Here is a 25,562-nt window from a genome sequence, read left to right on the forward strand (position 1 = left end):
CGGCTAACGCCGAAACACCAACACACTCCGAACGATCCCCTCTCTCTTCAGGCCATACACCACGCCTAGCCCGGAAACCTTGTTCGCGAGCAAGCTCGCTCCTACGAAGAGCACCCCGGCACCTCGGCTCCACCTATTCCGGCGGCGTTTCGCTGAGCATGTAGCCGGCGCCGGGGACCGTGTGGATCAGCGTGCACCCGAAGCCCTGGTCGACCTTCTGCCGCAGGCGGTGGATGTGCTTGTCGATGACGTTGTCGCGCGGGTCGAAGTCGTAGTCCCAGGCGCTTTCCAGCAGCATGCCGCGGGTCACCACCTGGTCGGCGTGGCGCATGAGTTTTTCCAGGATCAGGAACTCGCGCTGCTGCAGCACGATGCTGTGCCCCTGGCGCTGGGCCACGCGGCCTTCGCAGTCCAGTTGCAGGTCGCCGACCTGCAGGCGCGCGCCGAGCAGGCGGCGGCCGGGGCGGCGCAGCAGGGCGGCCAGGCGGGCGTGGACTTCGACGAAGGCGTAGGGCTTGGCCAGGTAGTCGTCGCAGCCGGCCTGCAGGCCCTCGACGCGGTGGTGGGTGGAGGCCAGGGCGCTGAGCATCAGCACCGGGGTGTCGGAGCCGGCGGAGCGCAGCCGGCGCACCAGTTCCAGGCCGTCCAGGCCGGGCAGGCGGCGGTCCACCACCAGGGCGTCGTAGAGGTTTTCCAGGGCCAGGTCCAGGCCCTGGACGCCATCGCCCGCGGCGTCGACTATATGGCCGCTCTCGCGCAGGCCCCGCACCAGGTAGCCGGCGGCCTGCGGGTCGTCTTCGATGACCAGGATTCTCAAGGTTGCACCTAAACTTTTGTTCATCTTGGCGCGAGGCCGACGTTCGCCCGCGCCAGACAAAATATACTGCCGAACACCTCCCGCCGCCGCCACGGACCGCGCCCATGACCCAGGTTCTCGTCGTCGAAGACGACCCCGCCACCGCCGCCGAGATCAGCGCCGCGCTGCACGACCACGGCTACCAGGTCAGCCTGGTCGGCAATGGCCGCGACGGCTTGGTGCGGGCCCTGAGCGAAAGCTTCGCGGTGATCGTCCTCGACCGCATGCTGCCCGGCGGCATGGACGGCCTGGCCATGCTCACCGCGCTGCGCTCGGCCGGGGTGGAGACGCCGGTGCTGATCTTGAGCGCGCTTTCCGACCTCGACGAACGCGTGCGCGGCCTGCGCGCCGGCGGCGACGACTACCTGACCAAACCCTTCGAGTTCATCGAGCTGACCGCCCGCCTGGACGCCCTGACCCGCCGCGCCGCGCGTGGCGGCGAGGCGCGCGACAGCCGCCTGCGCATCGGCAACCTGGACATCGACCTGCTGCGCCGCTCGGTGCGCCGCGGCGAACGGTCGATCGACCTGGTGCCGCGCGAGTACCAGTTGCTGGAGTACCTGGCGCGCCACGCCGGGCAGATCGTCACCCGCACCATGCTCTTCGAGGCGGTGTGGAACTACCGCTACGACGAGCGCACCAACGTCATCGAGGTGCACATCGGCCGCCTGCGGCGCAAGGTCGACGTGGACGGCGAGCCGCCGATGATCCACACCGTGCGGGGGGCGGGCTATGTTCTCCGGGCGCCTGAGTGAGATTCCGCGCACCACCAGCTTCCGCGTGGCGCTGCTGTTCCTGCTGCTGTTCGGCGTGGCCTCGCTGGCGCTGTTCGGCTACGTGTACTGGCGCACCGCCGGCTACCTGCGCGCCGAGGTGCAGGCCAACCTGACGCGGCAGATCCACAACCGCGCCGGCCTGGAGCTGCCCGAACTGCTGCGCGAAGTGCAGGAGCACGCCGCCAAGGACCCCGAGCAGCACTTCCCCCAGGCGCTGTTCGACGCCAGCGGCCGGCGCCTGGCCGGCACCCTCGCCGAGCAGCCGCCGACCGCGCTGCTGGACACGCCCATCGAATTCAGCCGGCGCAGCCTTTCCGGCGGCGAGCGGCGGGTGCGCGGCATCGTCCACCGCATGCCCTCGGGCGAGGTGCTGGTGATCGGCCAGGACATCCAGGACTTGCTGGAATTCGACGAACTGCTGGTCAGCGCCATGGCTTCCGGCGGGGTGCTGATCCTGATCCTCGGCCTGGCCGGCGCGATCATCGCCGGGCGCACCTCGCAGCAGCGCCTGGACGCGGTGACCGGGGCCATCGAGCGGATCGTCAAGGGCGACCTCAGCGAGCGCCTGCCGGTGCGCGGCAGCTCCGACGACGTGGATCGCCTGGCGGTGGTGGTGAACCGCATGCTCGACGAGATCGAGCGGCTGATGCGCGAGGTGAAGGGCGTGTGCGACGACGTCGCCCACGACCTGCGCACGCCCCTGACGCGCCTGCTCGCCGGGCTGGAGCGCGCGCAGCGGCGCGATTGCAGCAAGGAGGAGTACGCCGCGGCCATCGACCAGGCCATCGAGGACGCCCACGGCCTGCTGCTGACCTTCCGCGCGCTGCTGCGCATCTCCGAGATCGAGGACAGCGCGCGGCGCACCGGCTTCGTCGCGGTGGACCTGACCCAAGTGGCGGCCGACGTGGTCGAACTGTTCGAGCCCCTGGCCGAGGAGCGCGGCCTGCACCTGAGCTACAGCGGCCCGGCGCAGCCGGCCTGGCTGCAGGGCGATGCGCACCTGCTGTTCGACGCCCTGAGCAACCTGGTGGACAACGCGCTGAAGTTCACCCCGGCCGAGGGGCGTGTCGAGGTGCGGGTGGAAGCGGATGGGGACGCGGTGCAAGTGCAGGTGCGCGACAACGGGCCGGGGATTCCCGAGCACGAGCGCGAGGCGGTGCTGCGGCGCTTCTACCGTTCCGAGCGCAGCCGGCATACGCCGGGCAATGGCCTGGGGCTGAGCCTGGTGGCGGCGGTGGCGCGGCTGCACGACCTGGCGATGAGCGTGGGGGATGGGGCGCCGGGGTGTTGGGTGAGTTTGCGGGGGCGGGTGGTTTCGGGGGCGGTGCGGGGGTAGGGCTGGGGGTTGAGCGCGGCTGCCCTCACCCCAGCCCTCTCCCAGAGGGAGAGGGGGCCGTTCGGCATGCTCTGATGGCTTGGCTTCAGCCGGTGGTGCAGGAGTGCTCTGATGCTTCAGCGGGCAGAGGACAGCCCCTCTCCCTTCAGGGAGAGGGGGCCGTTCGGCATGCTCTGATGGTTTGGCTTCAGCCGGTGGTGCCGGAGTGCTCTGATGCTTCAGCAGGCAGAGGACAGCCCCCTCTCCCTCCGGGAGAGGGTTGGGGTGAGGGGCTCTTGCCCTTCACGCCTTGACCACCTGAAACGCCTCCCCCGTCGCAAAGAAAGCCCCACCCGCCTGGTAATGAATGGTCCGCGACTCCTCGTCCGGAAAATGCCAGCGCCCCTTCGAGAACACCCGCTCGTCCGCATAGGCCGCCACCACCTCGGCGATGAACAGGTCGTACTTCTCCTGGTTGTGCGGCTCGGCGATCACCCTGCATTCCAGGTAGGCCAGGCAGCCTTCGACGATCGGCGCCTGCACCTGGCGGGCGCGGGCGGTGGCGATGTCGTAGCGGGCGAACTTGTCCAGCTCGCCGCCGTTGCTGGAGCCCACCGCCAGGGTGAGTTCGGCCTGGCGCCGCGAGGGCAGCTGGATGACGAAGGCGCCGGAGCCCTCCACCAGGTGCCGCGACCAGGTGTTGCGGTCCAGCACCAGCATCAGCTTGGGCGGGTCGAAGTCCAGCGGCATCACCCAGGCCGCGGCCATCACGTTGGCCACGCCTTCGTGTTCGCTGGTGACTATCGTGGAGGGGCCGTGGTTGAGCAGCAGGTAGGCCTTGGCCAGGGGAACGTCTTGCAGGTGGTTCATGGATGGTCCTCGGGGATCAGAGCAGCAGGCCGTCGACCGGCTCCAGCGGCGCCGGCAGCTCGCTTTCGCCGAGGATCTCCATGACGGCGATCTCCAAGTGGCGGCTCATGGCGTCCAGCGGCAGGTCGTTGGGCTGGGTGTCGAACGGGTCGGCGATCTGGTCGCCCAGGGCGTCCAGGCCGAAGAAGGTGTAGGCCAGCACGCACACCGCCAGCGGGGTGAACCAGCCGATGCTGTCGACCAGGCAGAACGGCAGCAGGAAGCAGTACACGTGGACGATGCGGTGCAGCATGAGGATGTAGGGGTAGGGGATGGGCGTGCCCTTGATCCGCTCGCAGCCGCCGAGCACGTAGGACAGGCGGCTCACCTGCTGGTCGACGTTGGCCAGCAGCATGTCGCTGGCGTTGGCGCGGCGGCCGGCCTCGGCGAAGTCGCGGCCCAGGCGGGCGAGCAGGTCGCTGGCCGGGCCGGGCGTGTGCGCCAGGGCGTCGGCCAGTTCGCTGCCGAGCAGGCGGCGGGCGTCTTCGCTCTGCGGGCGCTCGCGCAACTGGTCGCGCAGCACGTAGGCGAAGGCGGCCAGGCGCTGGACCAGCAGTCGGCGCCCGGCGTCGTCCAGGCCGGGCAGCAGCGACAGGCTCTGCCGCGCCAGGTTGCGCGACACCACCAGCAGTTCGCCCCAGAGCGTGCGCGCCTCCCAGAAGCGCTGGTAGGCCACGTTGTTGCGGAAGCCGAGGAAGATCGCCAGGGTCAGGCCCCAGAGGGTGAACGGGGTTGAGGTGATCACCACCTTGTAGTGGTAGAGGGTGCCGTGGGTGGCCACCACCAGCGAGCTGAGCAGCACCGTGTAGAGCACCTTGCGCCAGATGGCCGGGATGATCGAGCCCTTGAGGGAGAACAGCAGCACCCAGAGTGTCGGGGTTTGCGGGCGGAGGATCATGCGCGGGCTTCCAGGCGGGGACACGGAGAGCGCGCATCATAGCCGAGATGGCCGCCGGGTGGAGCAGGGGACGGAGGGCGCTGCGCCCTCCGCCCTGGGCTCAGGCGCCGGCCTGTACCTGCCGGGCCTTGCGTTCGGCCAGTTCGTACAGCTGCCGCGCTTCTTCCAGCAGCGGTGCGAGGCTGGCGGACAGGCGCGCCACGCCCAAAGGCATGGGCATTTCATCGGCGCTGTCTTCCAGCAGGCGCAGCAGCACGCTGAGGGATTCCAGGCGACGTTCGGCGGTGCCCATCAGGTGCTCCACCGGGGCCTGCAGGTTGACGTAGAGCACGTCCTCGTGGGGTTGGGAAAGGGTGGTGAGGGGGATCATGTCAGGCATCGTCTGCCTCCGGATGAGAGGCAGCAGGGCGATGCACGCGGTTGGCCGGAAATTGCATGTCCATTGCTCCTCGAGTGGGTGAGGAACCGCCTTCCGGAATGGGAGGCGGGCCGCGCGGGGGTAGCAAACCGGAGCCAAGGAACCGGCCAGGCCAAAGCCTGCCCCGCGCGGCCCGCCACAGAAGCGAGAAAAAGCGCCAGTGCATCGAGATGCCTGGCGCTACCGCGCCTTAGCTATCCGGGTTGCTACACCCGTGTCACGGCATTCACCGTGACGGGCAGAGCCTACCGGCGGGGTTTGTAGGGGCTCAATGGAAAGGTCGGGTGTGAAATTTCGCAGAGTGCGGGAGGGGAGTGGAGCTTTTGTAGGAGCGAGCTTGCTCGCGAACGGTGCTTGCCGGCTGGGGCGGTGCCTGTGCTGAAGAGCGCCCTCTCCCTAACCCTCTCCCTGAAGGGAGAGGGGACCGTTGGGCAGGGTTGGGTGTTCTGGAGTTAGCCGGCAACACCGGAGGTTTCCGGCTGAAACCATTCCTCCTCTCGGCACGGACAAGCCCCCTCTCCCTTCAGGGCGGGGCGCGCAGCCGAGGGCTGGGGAGAGGGTGCGGAGTTAACCTCAAGCACCACCACCGCCGGTTGACTCCATTCGCGAGCAAGCTCGCTCCTACGAGAGCGGTTGGCGGGTGGCCTCACCCCTCCTGATACAGCTTCACGATCGCCGAGAAGTCGAGCTGGCCATTGCCCTGGTTGCTGAACGCCTGGAACAGCTGCTGCGCCAGCGCCCCGAGCAGCACCGGCTGGCGCACCTGGCGGGCAGCCTCGCTGGCCAGGCCAAGGTCCTTGAGCATCAGGTCGGTGCCGAAGCCGCCGCTGTAGCCGCGGGCCGCCGGCGCGCCGGTGAGTGGGTTGTTCACTTCCGAGGCCCAGCAGCGGCCGCTGGAGGTGTTGATGATGCCGGCCAGCACTTCTGCATCCATGCCCAGCTTCACGCCCAGGGACATGGCTTCGGCCACGCCGATCATGCTGATGCCCAGCAGCAGGTTGTTCGCCACCTTGGCCACCTGGCCGTTGCCGGCGCCGCCGCAGTGCACGATGTTCCTGCCCATGGCCGCCAGCACCGGCTGGGCGCGCTCGAAGTCGGCCGCCTCGCCGCCGACCATGAAGGTCAGGGTGCCGGCCGCCGCTCCCGAGGTGCCGCCGGAGACCGGGGTGTCGAGCATCGGGTTGCCGTGGGCCTGGGCCGCCGCCGAGACCTCGCGGGCGCTGTGCGGGTCGATGGTGGAGGAGTCGATCAGCAGCACGCCGGGCTGCACCCTGGCCAGCAGGCCCTCATCGCCGAGGTAGACCTGCTTCACGTGGGCCGCCGCCGGCAGCATGGTGATGATCACTTCCACGTCGGCGCCGGCCAGTTCCGCCGGTGAGGCCACGGCCTTGGCGCCCTGGGCCACGGCGGCCTGCACGGCGGCGCTGGAAAGGTCGAAGACGCTCAGGTCGAAGCCGGCCTTGAGCAGGTTGGCGGCCATGGGGCCGCCCATGTTGCCGAGTCCGATGAAACCGATGCGCATGGGGTTTCCCCTTGTTGTCGTTGTCGGGAACAGGGCCCGCGCCGCGCGTGGCCTGTGGCCCCGCAGCTTCCTGCTGCGGGGCCTGGCCGGCGGGGCGCGCGGGCGGGTTCTGGCGGCTTATTTGAGGTGGATGGTGGTGTTCACCGCGCCGCCCACTTCGTTCTCGTCGAACCAGCGTTCGGTGACCGTCTTGGTCTGGGTGTAGAACTGCACCACCTGCTTGCCGTAGGGGCCCAGGTCGCCCAGCTTGGAGCCGCGCGAGCCAGTGAAGGAGAACAGCGGCACCGGCACCGGGATGGGCACGTTGACGCCCACCTGGCCGACGTCGATCTCTTCCTTGAAGTGCCGCGCGGCGGCGCCGGAGCGGGTGAAGATGGCGGTACCGTTGCCGTTGGGGTTGGCGTTGATCAGCTCGATGGCCTCGTCCAGTGTCTTCACCGAGACCACGCAGAGCACCGGGCCGAAGATTTCCTCGCGGTAGATGCTCATCTGCGCGCTGACGCCGGAGAAGATGCACGGGGCGACGAAGTTGCCTTTCTGGTAGCCGGCCACCTGCGGATTGCGGCCGTCCAGCTCCAGTTTGGCGCCTTCCTGGATGCCGCGCTCGATCAGGCCGCTGACGCGGTCCAGGGCGGCGCAGGAGACCAGCGGGCCGACGTCGGTGCCCGCCTCGGTGCCGCCGCTGACCTTGAGCGTCTTGGCCTTGGCCACCAGGTCCGGGATCCACTCGTTGGCCTCGCCCACCAGGATGGCCACCGACAGCGCCATGCAGCGTTGCCCGGCGGCGCCGAAGGCCGCGCCGGCGATGGCGTTGAGGCTCTGGTCCTTGTTGGCGTCGGGCAGGATCACGGCGTGGTTCTTGGCGCCCATCATGCACTGCACGCGCTTGCCGGCCAGCGAGGCGCGGTTGTAGACGTGGGTGCCCACGCGGGTGGAGCCGACGAAGGACACGGCCTTGATGTCCGGGTGGTCGCAGATGGCGTTGACCACGTCCGGGCCGCCATGGACCACGTTCAGCACGCCCGGCGGGATGCCGGCCTCATGGGCCAGCTCGACCAGGCGCATGGTCACCATCGGGTCCTGCTCGGAGGGCTTGAGGACGAAGGTGTTGCCGGTGGCGATGGCCATCGGGAACATCCACAGCGGGATCATCGCCGGGAAGTTGAACGGGGTGATGCCGGCGCATACGCCCAGCGGCTGCAGCAGGGTGAAGGTGTCGACGCCGCCGGCCACGTTGTTGGCCAGCTCGCCCAGCTGCAGGTTGCCGATGGCCGCGGCGTGCTCGACCACCTCCAGGCCGCGGAACACGTCGCCTTCGGCGTCGGGCAGGGTCTTGCCCTGTTCGGCGGTGAGGATGGCCGCCAGTTCCTTCATGTTCTCGCGGATCAGTTGCTGGTACTTGAGGAAGATGCGCGCGCGGGCGCCGATCGGGGTTTTCTTCCAGGTCTTGAACGCGGCCTTGGCGCTGGCCACGGCGCGCTCGACTTCCTCGGCGGTGGCGAAGGGCACGCGGGCGAGGACTTCCTGGGTGGCGGGGTTGATCACCTCGCGCCATTCGCTGCTGGTGGACTCGACGGGCTTGCCGTCGATGAAGAGTTTGACCGTGGGAACGGCAGTAGTGGTGGTACTCATCGGAACTCCCAGCCTGCGGCGGTTTGTTGTTATGGGCCTTGGGGCGTACCTCAAGGAGATTGGATTGATCCTAGCAGTGCATTTTTGATGAATTCAATGCGGTGATGTGCAAGCATACTCTGCGTTTTTGCACACTCGGAGCCGGCGATGGACTGGGACAACCTGCGTTTCTTCCTCGAACTCTCCCGCGCCGGCAAGCTCACCGTGGCCGCGCGGCGCCTGGGCGTGGACCACACCACGGTGGCCAGGCGGTTGCAGGCGCTGGAAAAGAGCATCGGCGCGCAGCTGCTGGTGCGCGAGCCCTCCGGCTATCGGCTGACCGAGGCCGGGCACGGCCTGCTGCCCCAGGCCGAGGCCATGGAAAGCGCCTGCAAGGTGATCGAGAAGCGCCTGGCCGGGGCCGAGGACAACCTCTCGGGCAAGGTGCGCATCGGCGCCACCGAGGGCTACGGCTCGACGCTGCTGACCTCGCAGCTGGTGGAACTGAACCGCCGCCACCCGCACCTGGGCGTGGACCTGCTGGCGGTGCCGCGGGCGCTGCAGCTGTCGCGCCACGAGGCGGACATCGTCATCACCCTGGAACGCCCCGGCCGCGGGCCCTACCTGATCACCCGGCTGACCGACTACGTGCTGCGCCTGTACGCGGCCAGGGACTACCTGGCCGAGCGTGGGCCCATCCGCAACCGCGACGACCTGCGCAAGCACGCGCTGGTGGGCTACGTCGACGACCTGCTGTACAGCAAGGAGCTGCAGTACCTGGACGAGATCGGCCGGCCGCTGCACATGGCCCTGCGCTGCACCAGCATCCTGGCCCAGCAGCGCGCGGTGGCCGAGGGGGCGGGGCTGGCCATCCTGCCGGCCTTCGCTGCGGCGGAGGACCCGACGCTGCAGCCGGTGCTGGCGGGCGAGATCGAGTTCGTGCGGACCTTCTGGATGCTGATGCCCACGGAGCTCAAGGACATCGCGCGGATGCGCACCACCTGGGATTTCCTCCGCGAGAAGGCCGAGGCGAGCCAGGCGGTGTTGATGGGGCGGGTGGGGTAGGAGCGGACCTTGTCCGCGATAACCGGGCGTCCCGGCGCGTTGTGCCATACGGGCCGGGCACGGCTTCTCGTAGGAGCGAGCTTGCTCGCGAACCGCATGGCACCGCGTTTGTTCGCGAGCAAGCTCGCTCCTACGAAGAGCCCTCCTGTCGGGGGCTCAGCGTGTATCAGGCCAGCCCGACGTAGAGGTTCTGCACGTCGTCGTTGCCGTCCAGGGCGTCGAGGAAGGCTTCGACTTCCTCCAGCTCCGCGCCGGACAGGCTCACCGGGTTCTTCGCCTTGTAGCCGAGCTTGGCCGAGGCGACGCTGAAACCGTGCTCGGGCAGGGCGCGGCAGACGGCGTCCAGGTCGGTGGCGTCGGTGAGGAACAGGGTGTCGCCGTCTTCCTCGCCCGCCTCGAAGTCCTGGGCGCCGGCTTCGATGGCGGCCAGTTCCGCGTCGGCGTCGCTGCCGGCCGGGGTGGCTTCGATCAGGCCCAGGTAGTCGAAGTCCCAGGCCACCGAGCCGGAGGCGCCGAGCTGGCCCTTGCGGAACAGCACGCGGATTTCCGCCACGGTGCGGTTCACGTTGTCGGTCAGGCACTCGACGATCACCGGCACGCGGTGCGGGGCGAAGCCTTCGTAGACCACGCGCTCGAAGCTGGCGCCGCCGTCGAGCAGGCCGGCGCCTTTCTTGATGGCGCGCTCCAGGGTGTCGCGCGGCATCGAGGCCTTCTTGGCCTGCTCGACCACAAGGCGCAGTTTCGGGTTCATGTCCGGATCGGCGCCATTGCGCGCGGCGATCATGATTTCCTTGGCGAGTTTGCCGAAGACGCGGCCCTTGGCGTTGGCGGCGGCTTCCTTATGTTTGGCTTTCCACTGGGCGCCCATGATGTTCTCTTGGCTGGTTCATGATGGGCGGCAAGTCTAAGCGCTGGCGCGGCGCCTGGCGATATCCGCCGGATCGGCGCGATATAGCCGTTTCCATGCGTACCCCCATCCCACCCCGTCATTCCCGCGAACGCGGGAACCCAGAGACTCTGGATCCCCGCGTTCGCGGGAATGACGGGTTTAGGTGAGGTACGAGCTTTCGCCCTGGCGGGAGAGGAAGGCGTAGAGCCGCTCGTCCAGGGAATGCGCGACGTTGAAGCGCAGCCAGGGCACGTGGCGGCCGTCGGGCATGAACAGTTGGCCGGGGAACAGCAGGATCTTCGCTTCCTTGGCCCGCTCGGCCAGCAGCGTGGCGTCGGCCACCGCGCGGTGGCGGGCCCAGAGGAACAGCCCGGCGCGCGGTTCGTGGAACAGCTCCAGCCCCGCCGCCTCCAGGCGCCGGGCCACGCTGTCGTGGGCCTCGCCGAGCTGCTCGCGGAGCTGGCGCACGTGCTTGCGCTGGCGGCCCTGGAGGAGGATGTCCAGGGCCAGGGTCTCGGTGAGCTCCGAGCTGGTCAGCCCGGCCACCATCTTCAGCGGCACCAGTTCCTCGATCAACTCCGGGTGGGCGGCGATGAAGCCCACCCGCAGCGCGGGGGCGATGACCTTGGACAGGCTGCCGATGTAGATCACCCGCGCCAACTGGTCGAGGTTGGCCAGCAGCAATTGGCCGGCGGGGTCGAGGTCGGCGTAGATGTCGTTCTCGACGATCAGGAAGTCGTACTTCTCCGCCAGCTGCAGCAGGCGGTGGGCGGCGGCCAGGGACAGGCTGGCGCCGGTGGGGCTCTGCAGCCGCGCCTGGGTGAAGTAGACCTTGGGCCGGTATTCGCGCACCAGCTGCTCCAGGCGCTCCAGGTCCAGGCCGTCGGCGCTGCGCGGCACGCCCAGCAGATTGGCGCCCTGCAGGCGCAGGTTGAGGAACAGGTTGTGGTAGCCGGGTTCGTCCACCAGCACCGGGTCGCCGCGCTGCACCAGGTAGCGCACGGCCAGGTCCAGCGCCTGGCTGGCGCCGCTGGTCAGCAGCACCTGTTCGGGGCTGGCGGCCACCCCGGCGTCGGCCAGGCGGTCGGCCAGCTTGCCGCGCAGGCGCGGGTTGCCCTTGCTGTGGCCGTAGTTGCCGAACTGCGCCGGTTCCTCCCGGGCCAGGGTGCGCAGGCCGCGCAGCAGGCCTTCGCCATCCAGCCAGTGCTCGGGCAGCAGGCCGACGCCGGGGCGCAGTTCCATGCCCAGGGGCTGGAACACCTTGTGCAGCAGCAGGTGGGCGTCGAAGTCGAATTCCGGCGTGGCCTGTTCGTCGGCCGTCTCCCCGGGCAGTGGGCCGCGCACGTAGAAGCCAGCGTTGGGCACGGCGTTCAGGCAGCCGCGCGCCACCAGGCGGTCGTAGGCCTCGACCACGGTGAAGTGGCTCACTCCGTGGGTCTGGGCGAATCTGCGGATGGAGGGCAGCTTGGCGCCAGGGCGCAGGCGCTGCTCGTCGATGGCCTGGGCGATGCCGTCGACGATCTGGGTGACCAGGGGCGTTTCGCAAGTGGGGTCGAGCAACAGCATCGAAGCGTCCGGTGGAAGGGAAACGAAAACTGTACAGGCCGCGCGGCCATAACAGCACTGCAGGCACTCCAGCGCCCCTGTGCATGGCGGCCGGGCGGGCGGCCCAGCACACTGCGGGGCACGACGCGGCAGCCAAGCCGCGCAAGCCTGATGACAAGGAATTGCCATGCGCGATACAGCTTACAACATCGACCCCGCGAGTATTTCCGCCGAAGAGTGGCAGGCCCGCTGCGACCTCGCCGCGCTGTACCGGCTGGTGGCGCACTTCCGCTGGACCGACCACATCGACACGCACATCTCTGCCCGCGTGCCGGGCGAGCCGGGGCACTACCTGATCAACCGCTACGGCGTGATGTTCCACGAGATGCGCGCCTCCGACCTGGTCAAGGTCGACCACGCCGGCGACGTCATCGACCCGCGCTTCGGCCCCGACAGCGTCAACCGCGCCGGCTTCAACATCCACTCGGCGGTGCACGCCGCGCGCCCGGACGTGGCTTGCGTGATCCACACCCACACCGCCGCCGGCATCGCCGTGTCGGCCCAGGAGGAGGGTCTGCTGCCGATCAGCCAGCACGCGCTCAAGTACCACAACCGCCTGGGCTACCACGACTACGAGGGCATCGCCCTGGACCCGGACGAACGCTCGCGCCTGGTCCGCGACCTCGGTTCGCACATGGCGATGATCCTGCGCAACCACGGCCTGCTGGCCACCGGGCGCTGCATCGCCGAGGCCTTCAACCAGATCTACTTCCTCGAACGCGCCTGCCAGGCCCAGGTCCAGGCCCTGGCCGGCGGCCGCCAGCTGCGCTACCCGCCCGAAGCGGTGCGTGAGCGCGTCGCCGTGCAGGAAGAGGAAGCCCTGGCCGGCGGCCTGCATCTGCTGGCCTGGGAGTCGGCCCTGCGCCTGATCGAGGACGGCGCGGCCGACTACCGCAGCTGATCCCTTTTGCGTGCGTCCCGGCCCGCAGAGGCCGGGCGCCTGGCGTGCTTGCAATCTGCCAACAACAAAGCCAAGAGGTGGAAATGAAGAACCCGATAGCGGCGGCCCTGCTCATGGGCCTGGCGTCCGGCGCCATGGCGGCCGACCTGAGCGTGATCTCCTTCGGCGGCACCAGCAAGGATGTGCAGACCGAAGCCTTCTACAAGCCCTTCACGCAGGCCACCGGCAACAAGGTGATCGCCGGCGAGTACAACGGCGAGATGGGCAAGATCAAGGCCATGGTCGACACCCACAGCGTCAACTGGGACGTGGTTCAGGTCGAGGGCCCGGAACTGTTGCGCGGCTGCGACGAGGGCCTGTTCGAGCAACTGGACCCGGCGCGCCTGGGCAATGTCGCCGACTACGTGCCGGGCACCGTGTCCGACTGCGGCGCCGGCCTGCTGGTGTGGTCCATGGCCATGGCCTACGACGCCAAGCGCCTGACCACCGCGCCGACCGGCTGGGCGGACTTCTGGGACACGCAGAAATTCCCCGGCAAGCGCGCGCTGCGCAAGGGTGCCAAGTACACCCTGGAGATCGCCCTGCTGGCCGACGGCGTGCCCAAGCAGGACATCTATAAGGTGCTATCCACCCCCGAGGGTGTGAACCGCGCCTTCCGCAAGCTGGACCAGATCAAGCCGTCGATCCAGTGGTGGGAATCCGGCGCCCAGCCCATGCAATTCCTAGCGAGCGGCGACGTGGTGATGAGCACCGCCTACAACGGCCGGGTGTTCGCCGCCCAGGAGGAGGGCGCGCCGATGAAGGTGGTGTGGAACGGCAGCCTCTACGCCATCGACTCCTGGGCCATCCCCAAGGGCAGCCCGAAGAAGCAGGAGGCGGAGGACTTCATCGCCTTCTCGCTACGCCCGGAGCAGCAGAAGATCCACACCGTGAAGCTGGGCTACGGCTCGGTCAACAAGAAGACCACCGCGCTGCTCGACCCGGCCCTGGTGGAGCGCCTGAACACCGCGCCGGCCAACCTGGAGCAGGCGGTGCCGGTGGACTTCGCCTTCTGGGTGGACCACGGCGAGGAGCTGGAACTGCGCTTCAACGCCTGGGCGGCCAAGGGCAGTTAATCAGCACGCCGCCACACGCTGGCCAGCCAGGGCTGCTGCTCGCGTGGCAGCCCGGCGGGCCGGTAGTAGTGTTCCAGCTGCTCGAAGCCCGCCGCTTCGAGCAGCTGTTTCCAGTTATCCCAGTCGTGATAGGAACCGTAGCGCGGGCCGTTCCAGCCTTCGGCGTTGTCCCCGCGTGGGTTGGAGGAGAACAGCACGCCACCGGGCTTGAGCGCCGCGCGCAGCTCGCCCAGCACCCGCGGCAGTTCCTGGCGCGGCACGTGGAACAGGCTGGCGTTGGCATAGATGCCATCGAAGCGCGCCGCCGGCAGGTCCAGCGCCAGGAAGTCCTGCAGCCACACCTCGCAAGCGCTGGCCTGGCGGGCCATTTCCACGAAGTTCGGACAACCGTCCAGGCCCACCGGCGCATGGCCCAGGGCCTTGAAGGTGCACAGATCGCGGCCGGGGCCGCAGCCGAAGTCCAGCAGGGCGAAGGGCGGCTCGCCGTGGATGTGCCGCAGCAGGGCGGCGATGTTCTGGCTGACGTCGTGGTCGCGGGTGCCTTCGCGGAAGGCCTCGGCGCTGTCCTGGTAGTGCTGCAGGGTGAGGCGGGAGATGTCGCGGAGGGTCTGGTCGTCTAGGGGCATGGCGGGCGTCGGTGGGTCGCTGGGAGGGTCATTCTACGCCGGGTTTTTGGGGTGATGGGGGCTGGGGGGACTTGTAGGAGCGAGCTTGCTCGCGAATGGTGCCAGCCGGTAACAACAGTGTTCGGGATGAACGCCGTCCCCTCTCCCCAGCCCTCTCCCTGAAGGGAGAGGGGGCTTGTCCGTGCCGAGAGGAGGCTGGGTTTCAACCGGCAATCTCCGTGCTAGCCGGCTAATGCCGAAACACCAACGCACGCCGAACGGTCCCCTCTCCCTTCAGGGAGAGGGTTAGGGAGAGGGTGCTCTTCAGCACAGGCACCACCCACGACCGGCAGAACACCCTTCGCGAGCAAGCTCGCTCCTACGAAATAAAAAAGCGCGGCACACCCCCGAAGGACTGGCCGCGCAACACGCTCAACAGGGAATCAGAACTGCTCAGCCTCCAGCGCATACAGGCTTTCACTGCCAGCCCGCACAGCGCTGGCCAGGGACTCGGTGCGCGGCAACAGGCGGGCGAAATAGAAACGCGCCGTAGCCAGCTTGCCCTGGTGGAAGTCATCGGCCTGGCCGCTGGCGGCGCGGGCCATGCGCGCCCACATGTAGGCGTAGGCGGTGTAGCCGAACAGGTGCAGGTAGTCCACCGCCGCGGCGCCGGGCTCGCGCGGGTCTTCCTTGGCACGCTCCTGGAGTTGCCGGGTGAGGGCTTCCAGTTGGTCCAGGGCTTCCAGCAGCGGGGCGCTGAACTCGTCGTCCGCCGCGGCTCCGGCGAAGGCGCGGACTTCCCCGGCGAACAGCGCCAGCAGCTCGCCGCCGTTGGCCAGCACCTTGCGCCCGACCAGGTCCAGGGCCTGGATGCCGTTGGTGCCTTCGTAGATCTGCGCGATGCGCACGTCGCGCACCAGCTGTTCCTGGCCCCATTCGCGGATGTAGCCGTGGCCGCCGAACACCTGCTGGCCGTGCACGCAGCTTTCCAGCCCGGTGTCGGTGAAGAAGGCCTTGGCCACCGGGGTGAGCAGCGCTACCAGGCCTTCGGCGCGGGTGCGTTCTGCGGCGTCGTCGCCGTACTTGGCGATGTCCAGCTGCTGCCCGAGGTAGGTGGCGAAGGCGCGGCCGCCCTCGGTCAGGGCCTTCATGGTCAGCAGCATGCGGCGCACGTCGGGGTGCACGATGATCGGGTCGGCCGCCTTGTCCTTGGCCACCGGGCCGGTGGGTGCGCGGCTCTGGATGCGCTCGCGGGCGTAGCCCACGGCGGCCTGGTAGGACATCTCGGCGCAGCCGATGCCCTGGATGCCTATGGACAGGCGCTCGTAGTTCATCATGGTGAACATCGCCGCCAGGCCCTTGTTCGGCTCGCCCACCAGCCAGCCGGTGGCGCCGTCGAAGTTCATCACGCAGGTGGCCGAGGCCTTGATGCCCATCTTGTGTTCGATGGAGCCGCAGCTGACCGGGTTGTGCGCGCCGAGGGAGCCGTCTTCGCCGACCAGCACCTTGGGCACGAGGAACAGCGAGATGCCCCGCGAGCCGGCCGGCGCGTCGGGCAGCTTGGCCAGCACCAGGTGGATGATGTTTTCGGTCAGGTCCTGCTCGCCGCCGGTGATGAAGATCTTGGTGCCGCTGATTTTGTAGCTGCCGTCGGCCTGGGGCTCGGCGCGGGTGCGGATCAGCCCCAGGTCGGTGCCGGCGTGGGGTTCGGTCAGGCACATGGAGCCGGCCCAGCGGCCTTCGTACATGGCCGGCAGGTACTTCTGCTTCAACGCCTCGCTGGCGTGGGCGTCCAGCGCCAGGCAGGCGCCGGCGGAGAGGGTGGAGTAGAGCGCGAAGCTGGCGTTGGCCGCGTAGACCATTTCCTCGAACTGCACCGAGAGCATCTTCGGCATGCCCAGGCCGCCGAAGTCCGGGTTGCCGGCCAGGCCGACCCAGCCGCCCTCGGCGTAGGTGGCGTAGGCCTCGCGGAAGCCGGCCGGGGTGCTCACCGCGCCGTCCTTCCATTGCGCGCCCTGTTCGTCGCCGCTGCGGTTGAGCGGGGCGAGCAGGCCGCCGGTGATCTTCGCCGCTTCTTCGAGGATGGCGTCGGCGGTATCGGCGTCCACCCGCTCGGCCAGGGCCGGCAGGCGGCGCCAGAGGGCCGGGGCGTCGAATACGTCGGTGAGCAGGAAGCGCATGTCGCGCAGCGGAGCCTTGTAGTCGGGCATGAATGTACCTCGGCGCCCCGGCCTGGCCGGGGCGCTATCGCAAGTGGGAAGGGGAGGTCAGAGCTTCTGGGCCCAGTCGCGCAGGACGAATTTCTGCACCTTGCCGGTGGAGGTCTTCGGCAGTTCGGCGAAGACCACGGTCTTGGGCACCTTGAAGCCGGCCAGGTGCTCGCGGCAGAAGGCGATGATCTGCGCCGCCTCGGTGTCGGCATGGCCGGCCTTGAGGGTGACGAACGCGCACGGGGTTTCGCCCCAGCGCTCGTCCGGGCGCGCCACCACGGCCGCTTCCAGCACTGCCGGGTGGCGGAACAGCACGCCCTCGACCTCGATGGTGGAGATGTTCTCGCCGCCGGAGATGATGATGTCCTTCAGCCGGTCGCGGATCTCCACGTAGCCGTCGGGGTGCCACACCGCCAGGTCGCCGGTGTGGAACCAGCCGCCGGCGAAGGCTTCCTCGGTGGCGCTGGGGTTCTTCAGGTAGCCCTTCATCACGGTGTTGCCGCGCATGAAGATCTCGCCGACGCTCTGGCCGTCGCGCGGCACCGGCTCCAGCGTCTTCGGATCGGCGACCATCACGCCTTCCAGGGTCGGGTAGCGCACGCCCTGGCGCGACTTGATCCTGGCCCGCTCGTCCAGCGGCAGCTCGTCCCACTCTTCATGCCAGGCGCACACGGTGACCGGGCCGTAGACCTCGGTGAGGCCGTAGACGTGGGTGACGCGGATGCCCATTTCCTCCACCGCGCCTATGACCTTGGCCGGCGGCGCGGCGCCGGCGACCATGGCGTGCACCGGGTGGTCGATGGCGGCCTTGGCCGAGTCGGGCATGTTGATCAGCGCGTTGAGCACGATGGGCGCGCCGCACATGTGGCTGACGCGGTGCTCGCGGATCAGGGTGAGAATCTTCTGCGGGTCGACGCGGCGCAGGCACACGTGGGTGCCGGCCAGCGCGGTGACCGTCCAGGGGTAGCACCAGCCGTTGCAGTGGAACATCGGCAGGGTCCACAGGTACACCGGGTGCTGGCCCATGGACCAGGTCATCTGGTTGCCCAGCGAGTTCAGGTAGGCGCCGCGGTGGTGGTAGACCACGCCCTTGGGGTTGCCGGTGGTGCCGGAGGTGTAGTTCAGCGAGATGGCGTCCCACTCGTCGCGCGGCCAGGCCCAGGCGTACTCGGGGTCGCCCTCGGCCAGCAGGGCCTCGTAGTCCAGGCTGCTGACCGGCTCGCCCTCGCCGTATTCCGGGTCGTCGACGTCGATCACCAGCGGCGGGTGGTCGAGCATGCCCAGGGCGGCGCGGATCACGTCGTGGAACTCGCGGTCGGTGATCAGCACCTTGGCCTCGCCGTGCTGCAGCATGAAGGCGATGGCCTCGGCGTCCAGGCGCACGTTGAGGGTGTTGAGCACCGCGCCGATCATCGGGATGGCGAAGTGCGCTTCGAGCATCTGCGGGGTGTTGGGCAGCATGACCGCGACGGTGTCGCCACGGCCGATGCCGCGCCAGGCCAGGGCCGAGGCCAGGCGGCGGCAGCGTTGGTAGGTTTCGCGCCAGGTGCGGCGCAGGCTGCCGTGGATCACGGCGGTACGGTCGGGGTAAACGCTGGCGGTGCGTTCGATGAAGCTCAGCGGGGTCAGCGCGGTATGGTTGACCGAGGCAGGCGCGAGACCCTGTTCGAAGATCGACATATGGACACCCTGTGGCTGATTGTTAGCTCATTGTTCTTGGCTGCCCGCAGGCGGGTCGGGCGGCTGATGGGGCGATTTATAGCAATGCCGAGATAGTTATGGAAGTACAACCATATGCTTATGGTATAAATACTATATTCCAATAAAAGCACCCGGAACTGCCTCCATGCCTGAACTCAACACCCTGGTGCGCCTGCTCCGCGAGCCCGCGCCGGCGGCCGCCCAGGCCGATGCGCTGCTCGCCCTGTGCCGCGCCCGCGCGCCCCTGGAGCGCGCGCTCTACCTGGCCTGGCGGCCGCGTTCGCGCAGCTACGAGGCGCTTGGCGATGAACGCCTGCCGCCCGGCGCCGGCGACCCGCTGCAGGCCAACGACGAGGCCCTGCATGCAGCTTTTGCCGGCCGCCGCGACATGCCCCTGGACGAACTGCTGGCGCTGCCCGGCTGGCTGGGCGGGCGCCTGCGCCGCGCCGGCTGGAGCCATGGCCTGGCCTTGAACCTGGCGCTGGGCGGCGAACCCGGGCTGTTGCTGCTGGCCGCGCGGGATGCCGCCGCCATGCCCTGGCTGGGTTGGGTTGGCGAGCTGCTGGGTGAAGTAATGGCGCTGGCCGGCGGCGCACGCCGCACCGCGCCGCTGCTGGCCGCCGAGCCGCTGCCGGCGTTGCTGCTGGATGGCGACGGGCAGTTGCTCGACGGCAACCCGGCGCTGCATGGCCTGGCCGCCGAACTGGGCCTGGACGACGTGCGCGAGCTGCTGCCGAGCAACCACCGCGAGCTGCTGCGCAGTTGCCTGGCCCAGGCCCGCGCGGTGCAGGACGCGCCCAGCGAGCAGGGCGGCCGGCACTTCCTCTGGAGCTTCATCCCCGACGCCGGCCAGGCCGAGGTGCTGGTGCGCGGCCGCGAGGCCAGCGCGCAGATCCAGGGCGAGCGCGAGGCGGCCCAGGCGCGGCGGCTGTACCGGCAGATCATCGAGAACACCAGCGACCTGATTTCCCGCCGCACCCTCGACGGCGTCATCCTCGACGCCTCGCCCTCGTCCTGGCCGCTGCTGGGCTACTGGCCGGAGGAGATGCGCGGCCAGTCGGTGCTGCCGCTGCTGCACCCGGACGACCGCAAGCGCGTGGCCCGCCACACCCGCGACGCCCTGGAGCAGGACGGCTACGCGACCCTGACCTACCGCCTGCGCCACCGCGACGGCCACTACCTGTGGTTCGAGACCGCCAGCCGCGCTATCCGCGAGACCTACACCGGGGCGGTGGTGGAGGTGGTCAGCGTGTCCCGCGACATCACCGCGCGGGTGCGCGTCGAGGAGAACCGCCGGCGCCTGGCCGAGGTGGTGGAGGCCAACGCCGACCTGGTGCTGTTCGTCGATGCCGGCGCCCGCCCCAACTACGCCAACCCTGCGGCGCGCAAGGCGCTGAACCTGGGCGAGGACAGCCTGCCGGAGAGCCTCGCCGGGCTGTTCGACGAAGCCCTGCTGCAACGCCTGGCGGAGGAGGGCTGGAAGGCGGTGGACAGCCAGGGCGTGTGGCGCGCCGAGGGCCAGCTGCGGCCGCTGGGCGATGGCGCGCCGGTGCCGGTGTCGCTGGTGCTGCTGGGCCACCGCGCGGCCGGCGGCGAGCGCTACTACTCACTGGTGGCCCGCGACATGACCGAGCGCGAACTGCGCGAGCACCAGCAGCGCCGCCACCAGGACGAGCTGGCCCACAGCGCGCGCCTGGTCACCCTCGGTGAGCTGGCCTCGGGCATCGCCCACGAGATCAACCAGCCGCTGGCCGCGGTGGTCAACTACGCCGGCGCCAGCCAGCGCTACCTGGCGGCCCTGGGCAGCAACCCGGAGGCGGCGCAGCGCGTGGCCCAGGGCCTGGCGCGCATCACCGAGCACGCCAACCATGCCTCGGAAGTCATCCGCCGCCTGCGCGCCTTCCTGCGCAAGGGCCAGCGCCGCCTGCAGGCGCTGGACGTCAACGAGCTGGTGCGTGAGTCCCTTGGCCTGTGCGCCTGGGAAGCGGGGCAGGGCGGGGTAGCCATCGGCCAGGCGCTGGCGGAGAATCTGCCGCCGGTCTACGCCGACCGGGTGTTGCTGCAACAGGTGCTGCTGAACCTGCTGCGCAACGCCATCGAGGCCAACCGCGAGCGCCACGCCGGCGCGCCTTCGGCCATCGCCATCGGCTCGGCGCTGGAGGCGGACGGCCGGCTCTGCGTGTGGGTGGAAGACAACGGCCCGGGGGCCGACGAAGAGACGCTGGGGCGCATGTTCACGCCCTTCTACAGCAGCAAGCCGGACGGCCTGGGCCTGGGGCTGTCGATGAGCCGCGGCATGGTCGAAGGCTTCGGCGGCACCCTGGACGCGCGCCCGGCGGCCGACGGCCTGCGCCTGGAGTGCCGGCTGCCGGCGGCCGGCGAAGGGGGCAAGGCATGATGGAAAAAGCACAGGAGCAGGGCATGGAAGTACCGCAAGAGGCGGTGGTGTACGTGGTGGACGACGACCCGGGCATGCTCGAGTCCACGGTCTGGCTGTTCGAGTCGGTGGGTCTGAAGGCGCTGCCCTTCACCAGCGGCCGCGACTTCCTCGACGCCTGCCCGGCCGACGCCCACGGCTGCGTGCTGCTGGACGTGCGCATGCCCGGCCTGGGCGGCCTGAGCGTGCAGGAGGAAATGCGCCGGCGCGGCCTGGAGCTGCCGGTGATCTTCGTCAGCGGCCACGCCGACGTGCCCATCGTCATCCGCGCCTTCAAGGCCGGCGCGCTGGACTTCATCGAGAAGCCCTACAACGAGCAGCTGCTGCTCGACAGCGTGCAGCAGGCCCTGCAATCCCGCGCCCGCCAGCACGCCTCGCAAGCCGGCCTGGGCGAGGTGGACGAACGCCTCGCCGCGCTCACCCCGCGCGAGCGCGACGTGCTGCTGCCGCTGGTGCGCGGCTACACCAACCGCGAGGTGGCGGAGCAGCTGGATATCAGCGTGAAGACCGTGGACCTGTACCGGGCGCGGGTGATGAAGCGGATGCAGGCGCAGACGCTGGCCGACCTGGTGGGGATGGCTATTGCGGCGGGGTTGGTGGATCCGCTGCGGTTGCGGCCGTAGAGCACCCTCACCCCAGCCCTCTCCCGCAAGCGGGAGAGGGGGCTGTTCGGCGTCAACCTGTAGGAGCGGGCCCTGCCCGCGATTCGCGCGCAGGGCGCGCTCCTACAGGGGAATGGCGCGAGCGGGGCAGCGTAGGAGCGGATCTTATCCGCGATTGTGCTGCCCGGGATCGACATATCGCGGACGGAGTCCGCTCCTACGACCGTGCCTCCCTGGAGCCGTAGGGCGGATAACCGTTCGCGGTTATCCGCCGATACACCGGGGCCATAGCCAGCGCCAAGGTCAACCCTGGCGCCGCCGGAAGCCAGGGCCAAACGGCGGATAACGCCATAGGCGTTATGCGCCCTACGTGAAACGCCGCTGACCACCGAGGCATCCCCGGGGAGCTAACCCCCCACCGCCGTTGTCTGAAACAAGGCGGGTATACTCGCCCGCCTGCCCGAACCCCAGGAGCCCCGCTTGTCGAAGTCCCGTCCGTCGCGTCCGCTGCTTTCACTGCTCCTTGCCGCCGGCCTAAGCGCCAGCGCGGCGCTGTATGCCTGCCCGGCCGGGCAGTCGGAGGTCTGCCTGGGCGGCTGTATCTGCGTTGCCGACCCCGATGGGGTGTTCGGCGTGCTCCAGGAAGACGCGCGCAACGTCGCCGCACCCGCCCTGGCGCAGTGGCTCAGCCAGTCCCGCGAGCGCATGGTGGCCGCCGGCGTGCAGCCGCTGCCGCTGGACCTGCGCGTGCAACTGCAGGCCTGGTACCCGGACGACCTGCTGCAGGCGGTGCGCTACCGCGTCGGCCAGGGCCAGGACGTCGACGCCGCCAGCGCCATGCTGCAGAACCAGGACGTGGTCGCCGTGACGCTGGTCGACGTGGTGGTGTTCCGCAACGAGGACGACGCGCTGCACAACCTGGCCCTCTGGGCCCACGAGCTCAAGCACGTGCAGCAGTACCGCGAGCTGGGCGTGGACGGCTTCGCCCGCCAGTACGTGCGCAACTTCAGCGCCCTGGAAGACCCGGCCTACGCCATCCAGAACCAGGTCTCCCGGGAAGTGCGCAGCGCACGGGCGCCGGCCGGCGACTAGCCGGGTTCGCCGCCGGTTGGCAGGCGCTGCGGCGCGTTTGATGCACATCAAGGGGCCGATAACGACGAAGGCGCAGGCTTAGGGCACAACCCCTGTCCCCCTCCGGAGGTCCCCCATGAACGCCTACACGCGCCTGCTGCTGATCTGCGATCCCCTGCTCCGTGACTCCGCCGCCATGGCGCGGGCCAAGGCCCTGGCGCTGGCCGGTGGCGGCCACCTGCACATGGTTACCCTGGATGCCCTGCCGGTGGGCCTGGGCGTGCTCGACAGCGTGCTGCAGACCCGCGCCCGCGAAGAAACCCGGCTGCGCCAGGAGCGCTGGCTGGAGGAACGCGCCGGGGAGCTGCGCGCCCAGGGCGTCGAGGTCGGCGTCGAGGCGATCTGGACCGAGAACCCGCTGGAGGAGGCGCTGCGCCTGGTGGAGCAGCACGGCATCGACCTGGTGGTGAAGGACAGCCAGTACGAGCCGGCCCTGAGCCGGGCGATCATGACGCCCCTGGACTGGCAACTGCTGCGCCGTTGCCCGGTGCCGCTGCACCTGGTCAGCACCGCCGACAACCCACGCCCGCAGCGGGTGCTGGCCGCGCTGGACCTGTCCCAGGACGACGTGCTCGTCGACCAGCTCAACGACCACATCGTCGAGTCGGCGCAGGCCCTGGCCCGGCAGTGCGGCGCCGAGCTGCACCTGCTGCAGGCCTATGACCTGGCCAGCGGCTACCTGGCCTATGCCGCCGGGCCCGTGGCCTGGTCGCCGGAGGTCGCCGAGCAGATGAGCGGCCGCTCGCGCCAGCGCATGGACCGCATCGGCGAGCGCTTCGGCGTCGGCCGGCCCTACCAGCACCTGGTCAAGGGCGCGGCCACCCAGGTCATCAGCGAATTCGCCAACGAGAAACGCTTCGACGTGGTGGTCATGGGCACCCTCTACCGCCCGGGCCTGGCGAAGATCATCGGCAGCACCACCGAACAGGCGCTGTACCGGGTGCACTCGGGCATTCTCGCGGTCCGGCCCTGAGGCGCGCGGCCATGAAGATGGTCGCGTTCCTCGCCCTGCTGCTGTCGCTCTGGGCCATCGCCGTGGTGGCCTGGATGATGCTGCGCTATACCCCCGCCGGCGGCGACGCCCAGTACGTGTTCCTCTGGGACCGCTGGGAGAACCGCGTGTGCCTGGTGTCCATCGGCAACCCGTCGCGGATCATCTGCGACCCGCGCTCGCTCTGGGTGGAACAGCAGAAGGACGACGGGCCCACGGCGCGTCGTCCTTGATAGCAGGCGCTCAGCTGCCGTGGCGCCGTTGCTCGGCGTCGCGGCGGCGGGCCTCGGCCAGCGCGTGGGGCGCGGCCAGGCGTTGCTGCAGGCGCTCCAGGTAGTCGCGGGCCTGGGTTTCGTCGTGGAAGGGCACCCGGAACTGGTCGAGCTGGACGTAGCAGTGGCCATCGCGGGTGTGCAGCAGTTGCGTGCGCATGGAAGCCTCCTGGCGGAGCCGGCGGGGAAGTGGACTGCAACCACTTGTACGCCGCGCAGGGGGCGACGGCTTGATCCGCATCAACCCCGCGCAGCGGACGCTGCCGGCCACAGCCGGACGGCAGCGCGGTGCTTTCTCAGCAGTCGCCCTGCAGGGCGGCCCTTTCCTGGCGGCGGCTGGCGGCCAAGGAGATCGACCAGAGCACGAAACCGCCGATGGCCAGCAGGCTGCCCACCCAGCCCGGCGAGGTCCAGCCGTAGCCGGCGGCCAGGGCCAGGCCGCCGAGGAACGGGCCCAGGGCGTTGGCGAAGTTGAAGGCCGAGTGGTTCAGCGCCGCGGCCAGGCCCTGGGCGTCCTCGGCCACGTCCATCAGGCGCGTCTGCAGCACCGTGCCCAGGGCGCCGCCGAAGCCGACGAAGAACACGCAGAGCGCGATGCTCCAGATGTTGCCGGCGGTGAACGGGAAGATCGCCAGCACCACCGCGCTCCACACCAGCAGGCCGCCGGCGGTGGGCATCAGCGCGCGGTCGGCGAGCACCGGGATGAACATGTTGCCGAGGGTCATGCCGACGCCGAACACCGCCAGCACCAGCGGCACCACGGCGGGGGAGACGTGGGTGACCGCGCCGAGGATGTCGGCCAGGTAGGTGTACACCGCGAACAGGCCGCCGAAGCCGATGGCGCCGATGCCCAGGGTCAGCCACACCTGGCCGCGCTTCAGCGCGCCCAACTCGCGCAGCGGGCTGGCGCCGGCCTCGGGCGGCGAGTACGGCGCCAGCAGGCGCACGCAGAGCATGGTGGTCACGCCCAGGGCGGCGACCAGCGCGAAGCTCCAGCGCCAGCCCAGGGCCTGGCCCAGCCAGTTGGCCAGGGGCACGCCGACGATGGTGGCCACGGTCAGCCCGAGGAACATCCGCCCGACCGCCACTGTGCGCCGGTGCGGCGGCACCAGCGAGGCGGCCACCAGCGCGGCGATGCCGAAATAGGCGCCGTGGGGCAGGCCGCTGATGAAGCGGAACAGCAGCATCCAGTGGTAGGTCGGCGCCAGCGCGCTGAGGCCGTTGCCGATGGCGAACAGCCCCATCAGCAGCACCAGCAGGGTGCGCCGCGGCAGGCGCGCGCCGAGCACCGCCAGCAGCGGCGCGCCCACCACCACGCCCAGGGCGTAGGCGCTGATCACATGGCCGGCGGTGGGCGCATCGATGCCCAGGGCCGGGGCGAAGAGCGGCAGCAGGCTCATGGTGGCGAACTCGGTGGTGCCGATGGCGAAGCCGCCCACGGCGAGGGCGAATAGCACCAGGGCCGCACCGCGGCTGCGCGGTTCGGTTGTGGAGGTAGTCATCAGGGGTCCTTTGGTCTTATGCGGTGCGCCGGGGCGCGGCTGTCACGGGGAGCACGGTCAAGGCAGTGACCGACAGCGAAAGGACGCACAGGATAGCAGAAGGTTCCGCCGGGGTGGACGGAAGGCTCGGAATAGATGGGTAGGGCGTTGGTCGTTTTTGCTGGGTAAAGCGGTATCCATGTCTGTAGGAGTGTTCCTGGTGGGCGTGTCTGTCAGGGTGATGGGTATCGC

The 25,562-nt window shown here is 69.5% G+C and carries 23 protein-coding genes; 10 read left to right on the forward strand and 13 right to left on the reverse strand.

The features are described from left to right. Window positions 1–133: 133 nt before the first annotated feature. On the reverse strand, window positions 134–817 hold the full coding sequence (locus ACTWJ5_RS14425) for a response regulator transcription factor (protein WP_074979659.1): 684 nt from the start codon (window positions 815–817) through the stop codon (window positions 134–136). Between the two features lie 104 nt (window positions 818–921). Here ACTWJ5_RS14425 and ACTWJ5_RS14430 point away from each other — a divergent pair, with 104 nt between their 5' ends. Together ACTWJ5_RS14430 and ACTWJ5_RS14435 are read left to right on the forward strand one after the other, a co-directional pair. Next, window positions 922–1,611 carry a winged helix-turn-helix domain-containing protein gene (locus tag ACTWJ5_RS14430; RefSeq protein ID WP_074979712.1) on the forward strand — a complete coding sequence of 230 codons (690 nt, stop codon included), beginning with the start codon at window positions 922–924 and terminating at the stop codon, window positions 1,609–1,611. After that, the gene (locus ACTWJ5_RS14435) at window positions 1,589–2,968 is read left to right on the forward strand and encodes a sensor histidine kinase (protein WP_249919849.1); all 1,380 of its coding nucleotides are present in this window, start codon (window positions 1,589–1,591) and stop codon (window positions 2,966–2,968) included. Before ACTWJ5_RS14430 ends, ACTWJ5_RS14435 begins: the two co-directional genes overlap by 23 nt. Window positions 2,969–3,250: 282 nt before the next feature. Here the strand turns inward: ACTWJ5_RS14435 and ACTWJ5_RS14440 are convergent, their stop codons facing one another. The 5 genes from ACTWJ5_RS14440 to ACTWJ5_RS14460 form a co-directional block, all read right to left on the reverse strand. Then, a complete protein-coding gene (locus ACTWJ5_RS14440) occupies window positions 3,251–3,817 on the reverse strand; it encodes a flavin reductase family protein (protein ID WP_253411379.1) in 567 nt (188 codons plus the stop codon). A 16-nt stretch (window positions 3,818–3,833) separates the two neighbouring features. Further along, the gene (locus ACTWJ5_RS14445) at window positions 3,834–4,754 is read right to left on the reverse strand and encodes a bestrophin family protein (RefSeq protein WP_444439174.1); all 921 of its coding nucleotides are present in this window, start codon (window positions 4,752–4,754) and stop codon (window positions 3,834–3,836) included. A 100-nt stretch (window positions 4,755–4,854) separates the two neighbouring features. Then, the gene (locus tag ACTWJ5_RS14450) at window positions 4,855–5,133 is read right to left on the reverse strand and encodes a hypothetical protein (protein WP_074979666.1); all 279 of its coding nucleotides are present in this window, start codon (window positions 5,131–5,133) and stop codon (window positions 4,855–4,857) included. 685 nt (window positions 5,134–5,818) lie between these two features. Further along, window positions 5,819–6,694, reverse strand: a complete 876-nt coding sequence (gene mmsB, locus ACTWJ5_RS14455; RefSeq protein ID WP_444439176.1) for a 3-hydroxyisobutyrate dehydrogenase — start codon at window positions 6,692–6,694, stop codon at window positions 5,819–5,821. A 117-nt stretch (window positions 6,695–6,811) separates the two neighbouring features. Next, window positions 6,812–8,326, reverse strand: coding sequence for a CoA-acylating methylmalonate-semialdehyde dehydrogenase (locus ACTWJ5_RS14460; RefSeq protein ID WP_253411383.1), 1,515 nt, complete (start codon window positions 8,324–8,326; stop codon window positions 6,812–6,814). 147 nt (window positions 8,327–8,473) lie between these two features. Between ACTWJ5_RS14460 and ACTWJ5_RS14465 the strand changes: the two genes are divergently transcribed. Beyond that, on the forward strand, window positions 8,474–9,370 hold the full coding sequence (locus tag ACTWJ5_RS14465; RefSeq protein ID WP_253390782.1) for a LysR family transcriptional regulator: 897 nt from the start codon (window positions 8,474–8,476) through the stop codon (window positions 9,368–9,370). Window positions 9,371–9,536: 166 nt separating this feature from the next. Here ACTWJ5_RS14465 and ACTWJ5_RS14470 read toward each other — a convergent pair whose 3' ends face one another. After that, window positions 9,537–10,238, reverse strand: a complete 702-nt coding sequence (locus tag ACTWJ5_RS14470; protein ID WP_074979673.1) for a YebC/PmpR family DNA-binding transcriptional regulator — start codon at window positions 10,236–10,238, stop codon at window positions 9,537–9,539. Between the two features lie 180 nt (window positions 10,239–10,418). Continuing rightward, window positions 10,419–11,825, reverse strand: a complete 1,407-nt coding sequence (locus ACTWJ5_RS14475) for an aminotransferase-like domain-containing protein (RefSeq protein WP_444439179.1) — start codon at window positions 11,823–11,825, stop codon at window positions 10,419–10,421. 166 nt (window positions 11,826–11,991) lie between these two features. Here ACTWJ5_RS14475 and ACTWJ5_RS14480 point away from each other — a divergent pair, with 166 nt between their 5' ends. Together ACTWJ5_RS14480 and ACTWJ5_RS14485 are read left to right on the forward strand one after the other, a co-directional pair. Then, window positions 11,992–12,765, forward strand: coding sequence for a class II aldolase/adducin family protein (locus ACTWJ5_RS14480; RefSeq protein WP_444439180.1), 774 nt, complete (start codon window positions 11,992–11,994; stop codon window positions 12,763–12,765). A gap of 83 nt (window positions 12,766–12,848) precedes the next feature. Further along, on the forward strand, window positions 12,849–13,880 hold the full coding sequence (locus tag ACTWJ5_RS14485; RefSeq protein WP_116425289.1) for an ABC transporter substrate-binding protein: 1,032 nt from the start codon (window positions 12,849–12,851) through the stop codon (window positions 13,878–13,880). On the opposite strand, the gene ACTWJ5_RS14490 is transcribed toward ACTWJ5_RS14485, so the two are convergent. The 3 genes from ACTWJ5_RS14490 to ACTWJ5_RS14500 all read right to left on the reverse strand — a co-directional run bounded on the left by ACTWJ5_RS14490 (window position 13,877) and on the right by ACTWJ5_RS14500 (window position 18,375). Then, entirely contained in the window at window positions 13,877–14,506 is a 630-nt protein-coding gene (locus tag ACTWJ5_RS14490) for a class I SAM-dependent methyltransferase (RefSeq protein WP_444439183.1), read from the reverse strand. The two genes, ACTWJ5_RS14485 and ACTWJ5_RS14490, sit on opposite strands and share 4 nt — an antisense overlap. 422 nt (window positions 14,507–14,928) lie before the next feature. Beyond that, on the reverse strand, window positions 14,929–16,695 hold the full coding sequence (locus tag ACTWJ5_RS14495) for an acyl-CoA dehydrogenase C-terminal domain-containing protein (protein WP_444439184.1): 1,767 nt from the start codon (window positions 16,693–16,695) through the stop codon (window positions 14,929–14,931). Window positions 16,696–16,752: 57 nt separating this feature from the next. Next, the gene (locus ACTWJ5_RS14500; RefSeq protein ID WP_444439186.1) at window positions 16,753–18,375 is read right to left on the reverse strand and encodes an acyl-CoA synthetase; all 1,623 of its coding nucleotides are present in this window, start codon (window positions 18,373–18,375) and stop codon (window positions 16,753–16,755) included. 166 nt (window positions 18,376–18,541) lie between these two features. On the opposite strand from ACTWJ5_RS14500, the gene ACTWJ5_RS14505 reads away from it, so the two are divergent. From ACTWJ5_RS14505 to ACTWJ5_RS14525, 5 genes are all read left to right on the forward strand, one after another. Then, window positions 18,542–20,794: a PAS domain-containing sensor histidine kinase gene (locus ACTWJ5_RS14505; protein ID WP_444439187.1), complete on the forward strand. Its 2,253-nt coding sequence runs from the start codon at window positions 18,542–18,544 to the stop codon at window positions 20,792–20,794. Between the two features lie 23 nt (window positions 20,795–20,817). Then, the gene (locus ACTWJ5_RS14510; protein WP_074985710.1) at window positions 20,818–21,456 is read left to right on the forward strand and encodes a response regulator transcription factor; all 639 of its coding nucleotides are present in this window, start codon (window positions 20,818–20,820) and stop codon (window positions 21,454–21,456) included. 459 nt (window positions 21,457–21,915) lie between these two features. Next, window positions 21,916–22,527, forward strand: coding sequence for an eCIS core domain-containing protein (locus ACTWJ5_RS14515; protein ID WP_058072586.1), 612 nt, complete (start codon window positions 21,916–21,918; stop codon window positions 22,525–22,527). Window positions 22,528–22,642: 115 nt separating this feature from the next. Next, window positions 22,643–23,539, forward strand: coding sequence for a universal stress protein (locus ACTWJ5_RS14520; RefSeq protein ID WP_074985704.1), 897 nt, complete (start codon window positions 22,643–22,645; stop codon window positions 23,537–23,539). A gap of 11 nt (window positions 23,540–23,550) precedes the next feature. Beyond that, window positions 23,551–23,790, forward strand: a complete 240-nt coding sequence (locus tag ACTWJ5_RS14525; RefSeq protein WP_009620020.1) for a hypothetical protein — start codon at window positions 23,551–23,553, stop codon at window positions 23,788–23,790. A 10-nt stretch (window positions 23,791–23,800) separates the two neighbouring features. Here the strand turns inward: ACTWJ5_RS14525 and ACTWJ5_RS14530 are convergent, their stop codons facing one another. Together ACTWJ5_RS14530 and ACTWJ5_RS14535 are read right to left on the reverse strand one after the other, a co-directional pair. Next, window positions 23,801–23,989 carry a hypothetical protein gene (locus tag ACTWJ5_RS14530; RefSeq protein ID WP_009620021.1) on the reverse strand — a complete coding sequence of 63 codons (189 nt, stop codon included), beginning with the start codon at window positions 23,987–23,989 and terminating at the stop codon, window positions 23,801–23,803. Between the two features lie 136 nt (window positions 23,990–24,125). Further along, entirely contained in the window at window positions 24,126–25,331 is a 1,206-nt protein-coding gene (locus ACTWJ5_RS14535; RefSeq protein ID WP_444439190.1) for an MFS transporter, read from the reverse strand. Window positions 25,332–25,562 lie beyond the last annotated feature (231 nt).

Origin of the sequence: Pseudomonas sp. A6 (assembly GCF_052367875.1) — a bacterium.
Taxonomy (GTDB): Bacteria; Pseudomonadota; Gammaproteobacteria; order Pseudomonadales; family Pseudomonadaceae; genus Pseudomonas; species Pseudomonas citronellolis.

Bases quoted from the DNA above. Each gene is read 5' to 3' on its own strand.
- ACTWJ5_RS14430 (WP_074979712.1), top strand. From the start codon at position 922: ATGACCCAGGTTCTCGTCGTCGAAGACGACCCCGCCACCGCCGCCGAG.
- ACTWJ5_RS14435 (WP_249919849.1), top strand. From the start codon at position 1,589: ATGTTCTCCGGGCGCCTGAGTGAGATTCCGCGCACCACCAGCTTCCGC.
- ACTWJ5_RS14440 (WP_253411379.1), bottom strand. From the start codon at position 3,817: ATGAACCACCTGCAAGACGTTCCCCTGGCCAAGGCCTACCTGCTGCTC.
- ACTWJ5_RS14445 (WP_444439174.1), bottom strand. From the start codon at position 4,754: ATGATCCTCCGCCCGCAAACCCCGACACTCTGGGTGCTGCTGTTCTCC.
- ACTWJ5_RS14450 (WP_074979666.1), bottom strand. From the start codon at position 5,133: ATGCCTGACATGATCCCCCTCACCACCCTTTCCCAACCCCACGAGGAC.
- mmsB (WP_444439176.1), bottom strand. From the start codon at position 6,694: ATGCGCATCGGTTTCATCGGACTCGGCAACATGGGCGGCCCCATGGCC.
- ACTWJ5_RS14460 (WP_253411383.1), bottom strand. From the start codon at position 8,326: ATGAGTACCACCACTACTGCCGTTCCCACGGTCAAACTCTTCATCGAC.
- ACTWJ5_RS14465 (WP_253390782.1), top strand. From the start codon at position 8,474: ATGGACTGGGACAACCTGCGTTTCTTCCTCGAACTCTCCCGCGCCGGC.
- ACTWJ5_RS14470 (WP_074979673.1), bottom strand. From the start codon at position 10,238: ATGGGCGCCCAGTGGAAAGCCAAACATAAGGAAGCCGCCGCCAACGCC.
- ACTWJ5_RS14475 (WP_444439179.1), bottom strand. From the start codon at position 11,825: ATGCTGTTGCTCGACCCCACTTGCGAAACGCCCCTGGTCACCCAGATC.
- ACTWJ5_RS14480 (WP_444439180.1), top strand. From the start codon at position 11,992: ATGCGCGATACAGCTTACAACATCGACCCCGCGAGTATTTCCGCCGAA.
- ACTWJ5_RS14485 (WP_116425289.1), top strand. From the start codon at position 12,849: ATGAAGAACCCGATAGCGGCGGCCCTGCTCATGGGCCTGGCGTCCGGC.
- ACTWJ5_RS14490 (WP_444439183.1), bottom strand. From the start codon at position 14,506: ATGCCCCTAGACGACCAGACCCTCCGCGACATCTCCCGCCTCACCCTG.
- ACTWJ5_RS14495 (WP_444439184.1), bottom strand. From the start codon at position 16,695: ATGCCCGACTACAAGGCTCCGCTGCGCGACATGCGCTTCCTGCTCACC.
- ACTWJ5_RS14500 (WP_444439186.1), bottom strand. From the start codon at position 18,375: ATGTCGATCTTCGAACAGGGTCTCGCGCCTGCCTCGGTCAACCATACC.
- ACTWJ5_RS14505 (WP_444439187.1), top strand. From the start codon at position 18,542: ATGCCTGAACTCAACACCCTGGTGCGCCTGCTCCGCGAGCCCGCGCCG.
- ACTWJ5_RS14510 (WP_074985710.1), top strand. From the start codon at position 20,818: ATGGAAGTACCGCAAGAGGCGGTGGTGTACGTGGTGGACGACGACCCG.
- ACTWJ5_RS14520 (WP_074985704.1), top strand. From the start codon at position 22,643: ATGAACGCCTACACGCGCCTGCTGCTGATCTGCGATCCCCTGCTCCGT.
- ACTWJ5_RS14525 (WP_009620020.1), top strand. From the start codon at position 23,551: ATGAAGATGGTCGCGTTCCTCGCCCTGCTGCTGTCGCTCTGGGCCATC.
- ACTWJ5_RS14530 (WP_009620021.1), bottom strand. From the start codon at position 23,989: ATGCGCACGCAACTGCTGCACACCCGCGATGGCCACTGCTACGTCCAG.
- ACTWJ5_RS14535 (WP_444439190.1), bottom strand. From the start codon at position 25,331: ATGACTACCTCCACAACCGAACCGCGCAGCCGCGGTGCGGCCCTGGTG.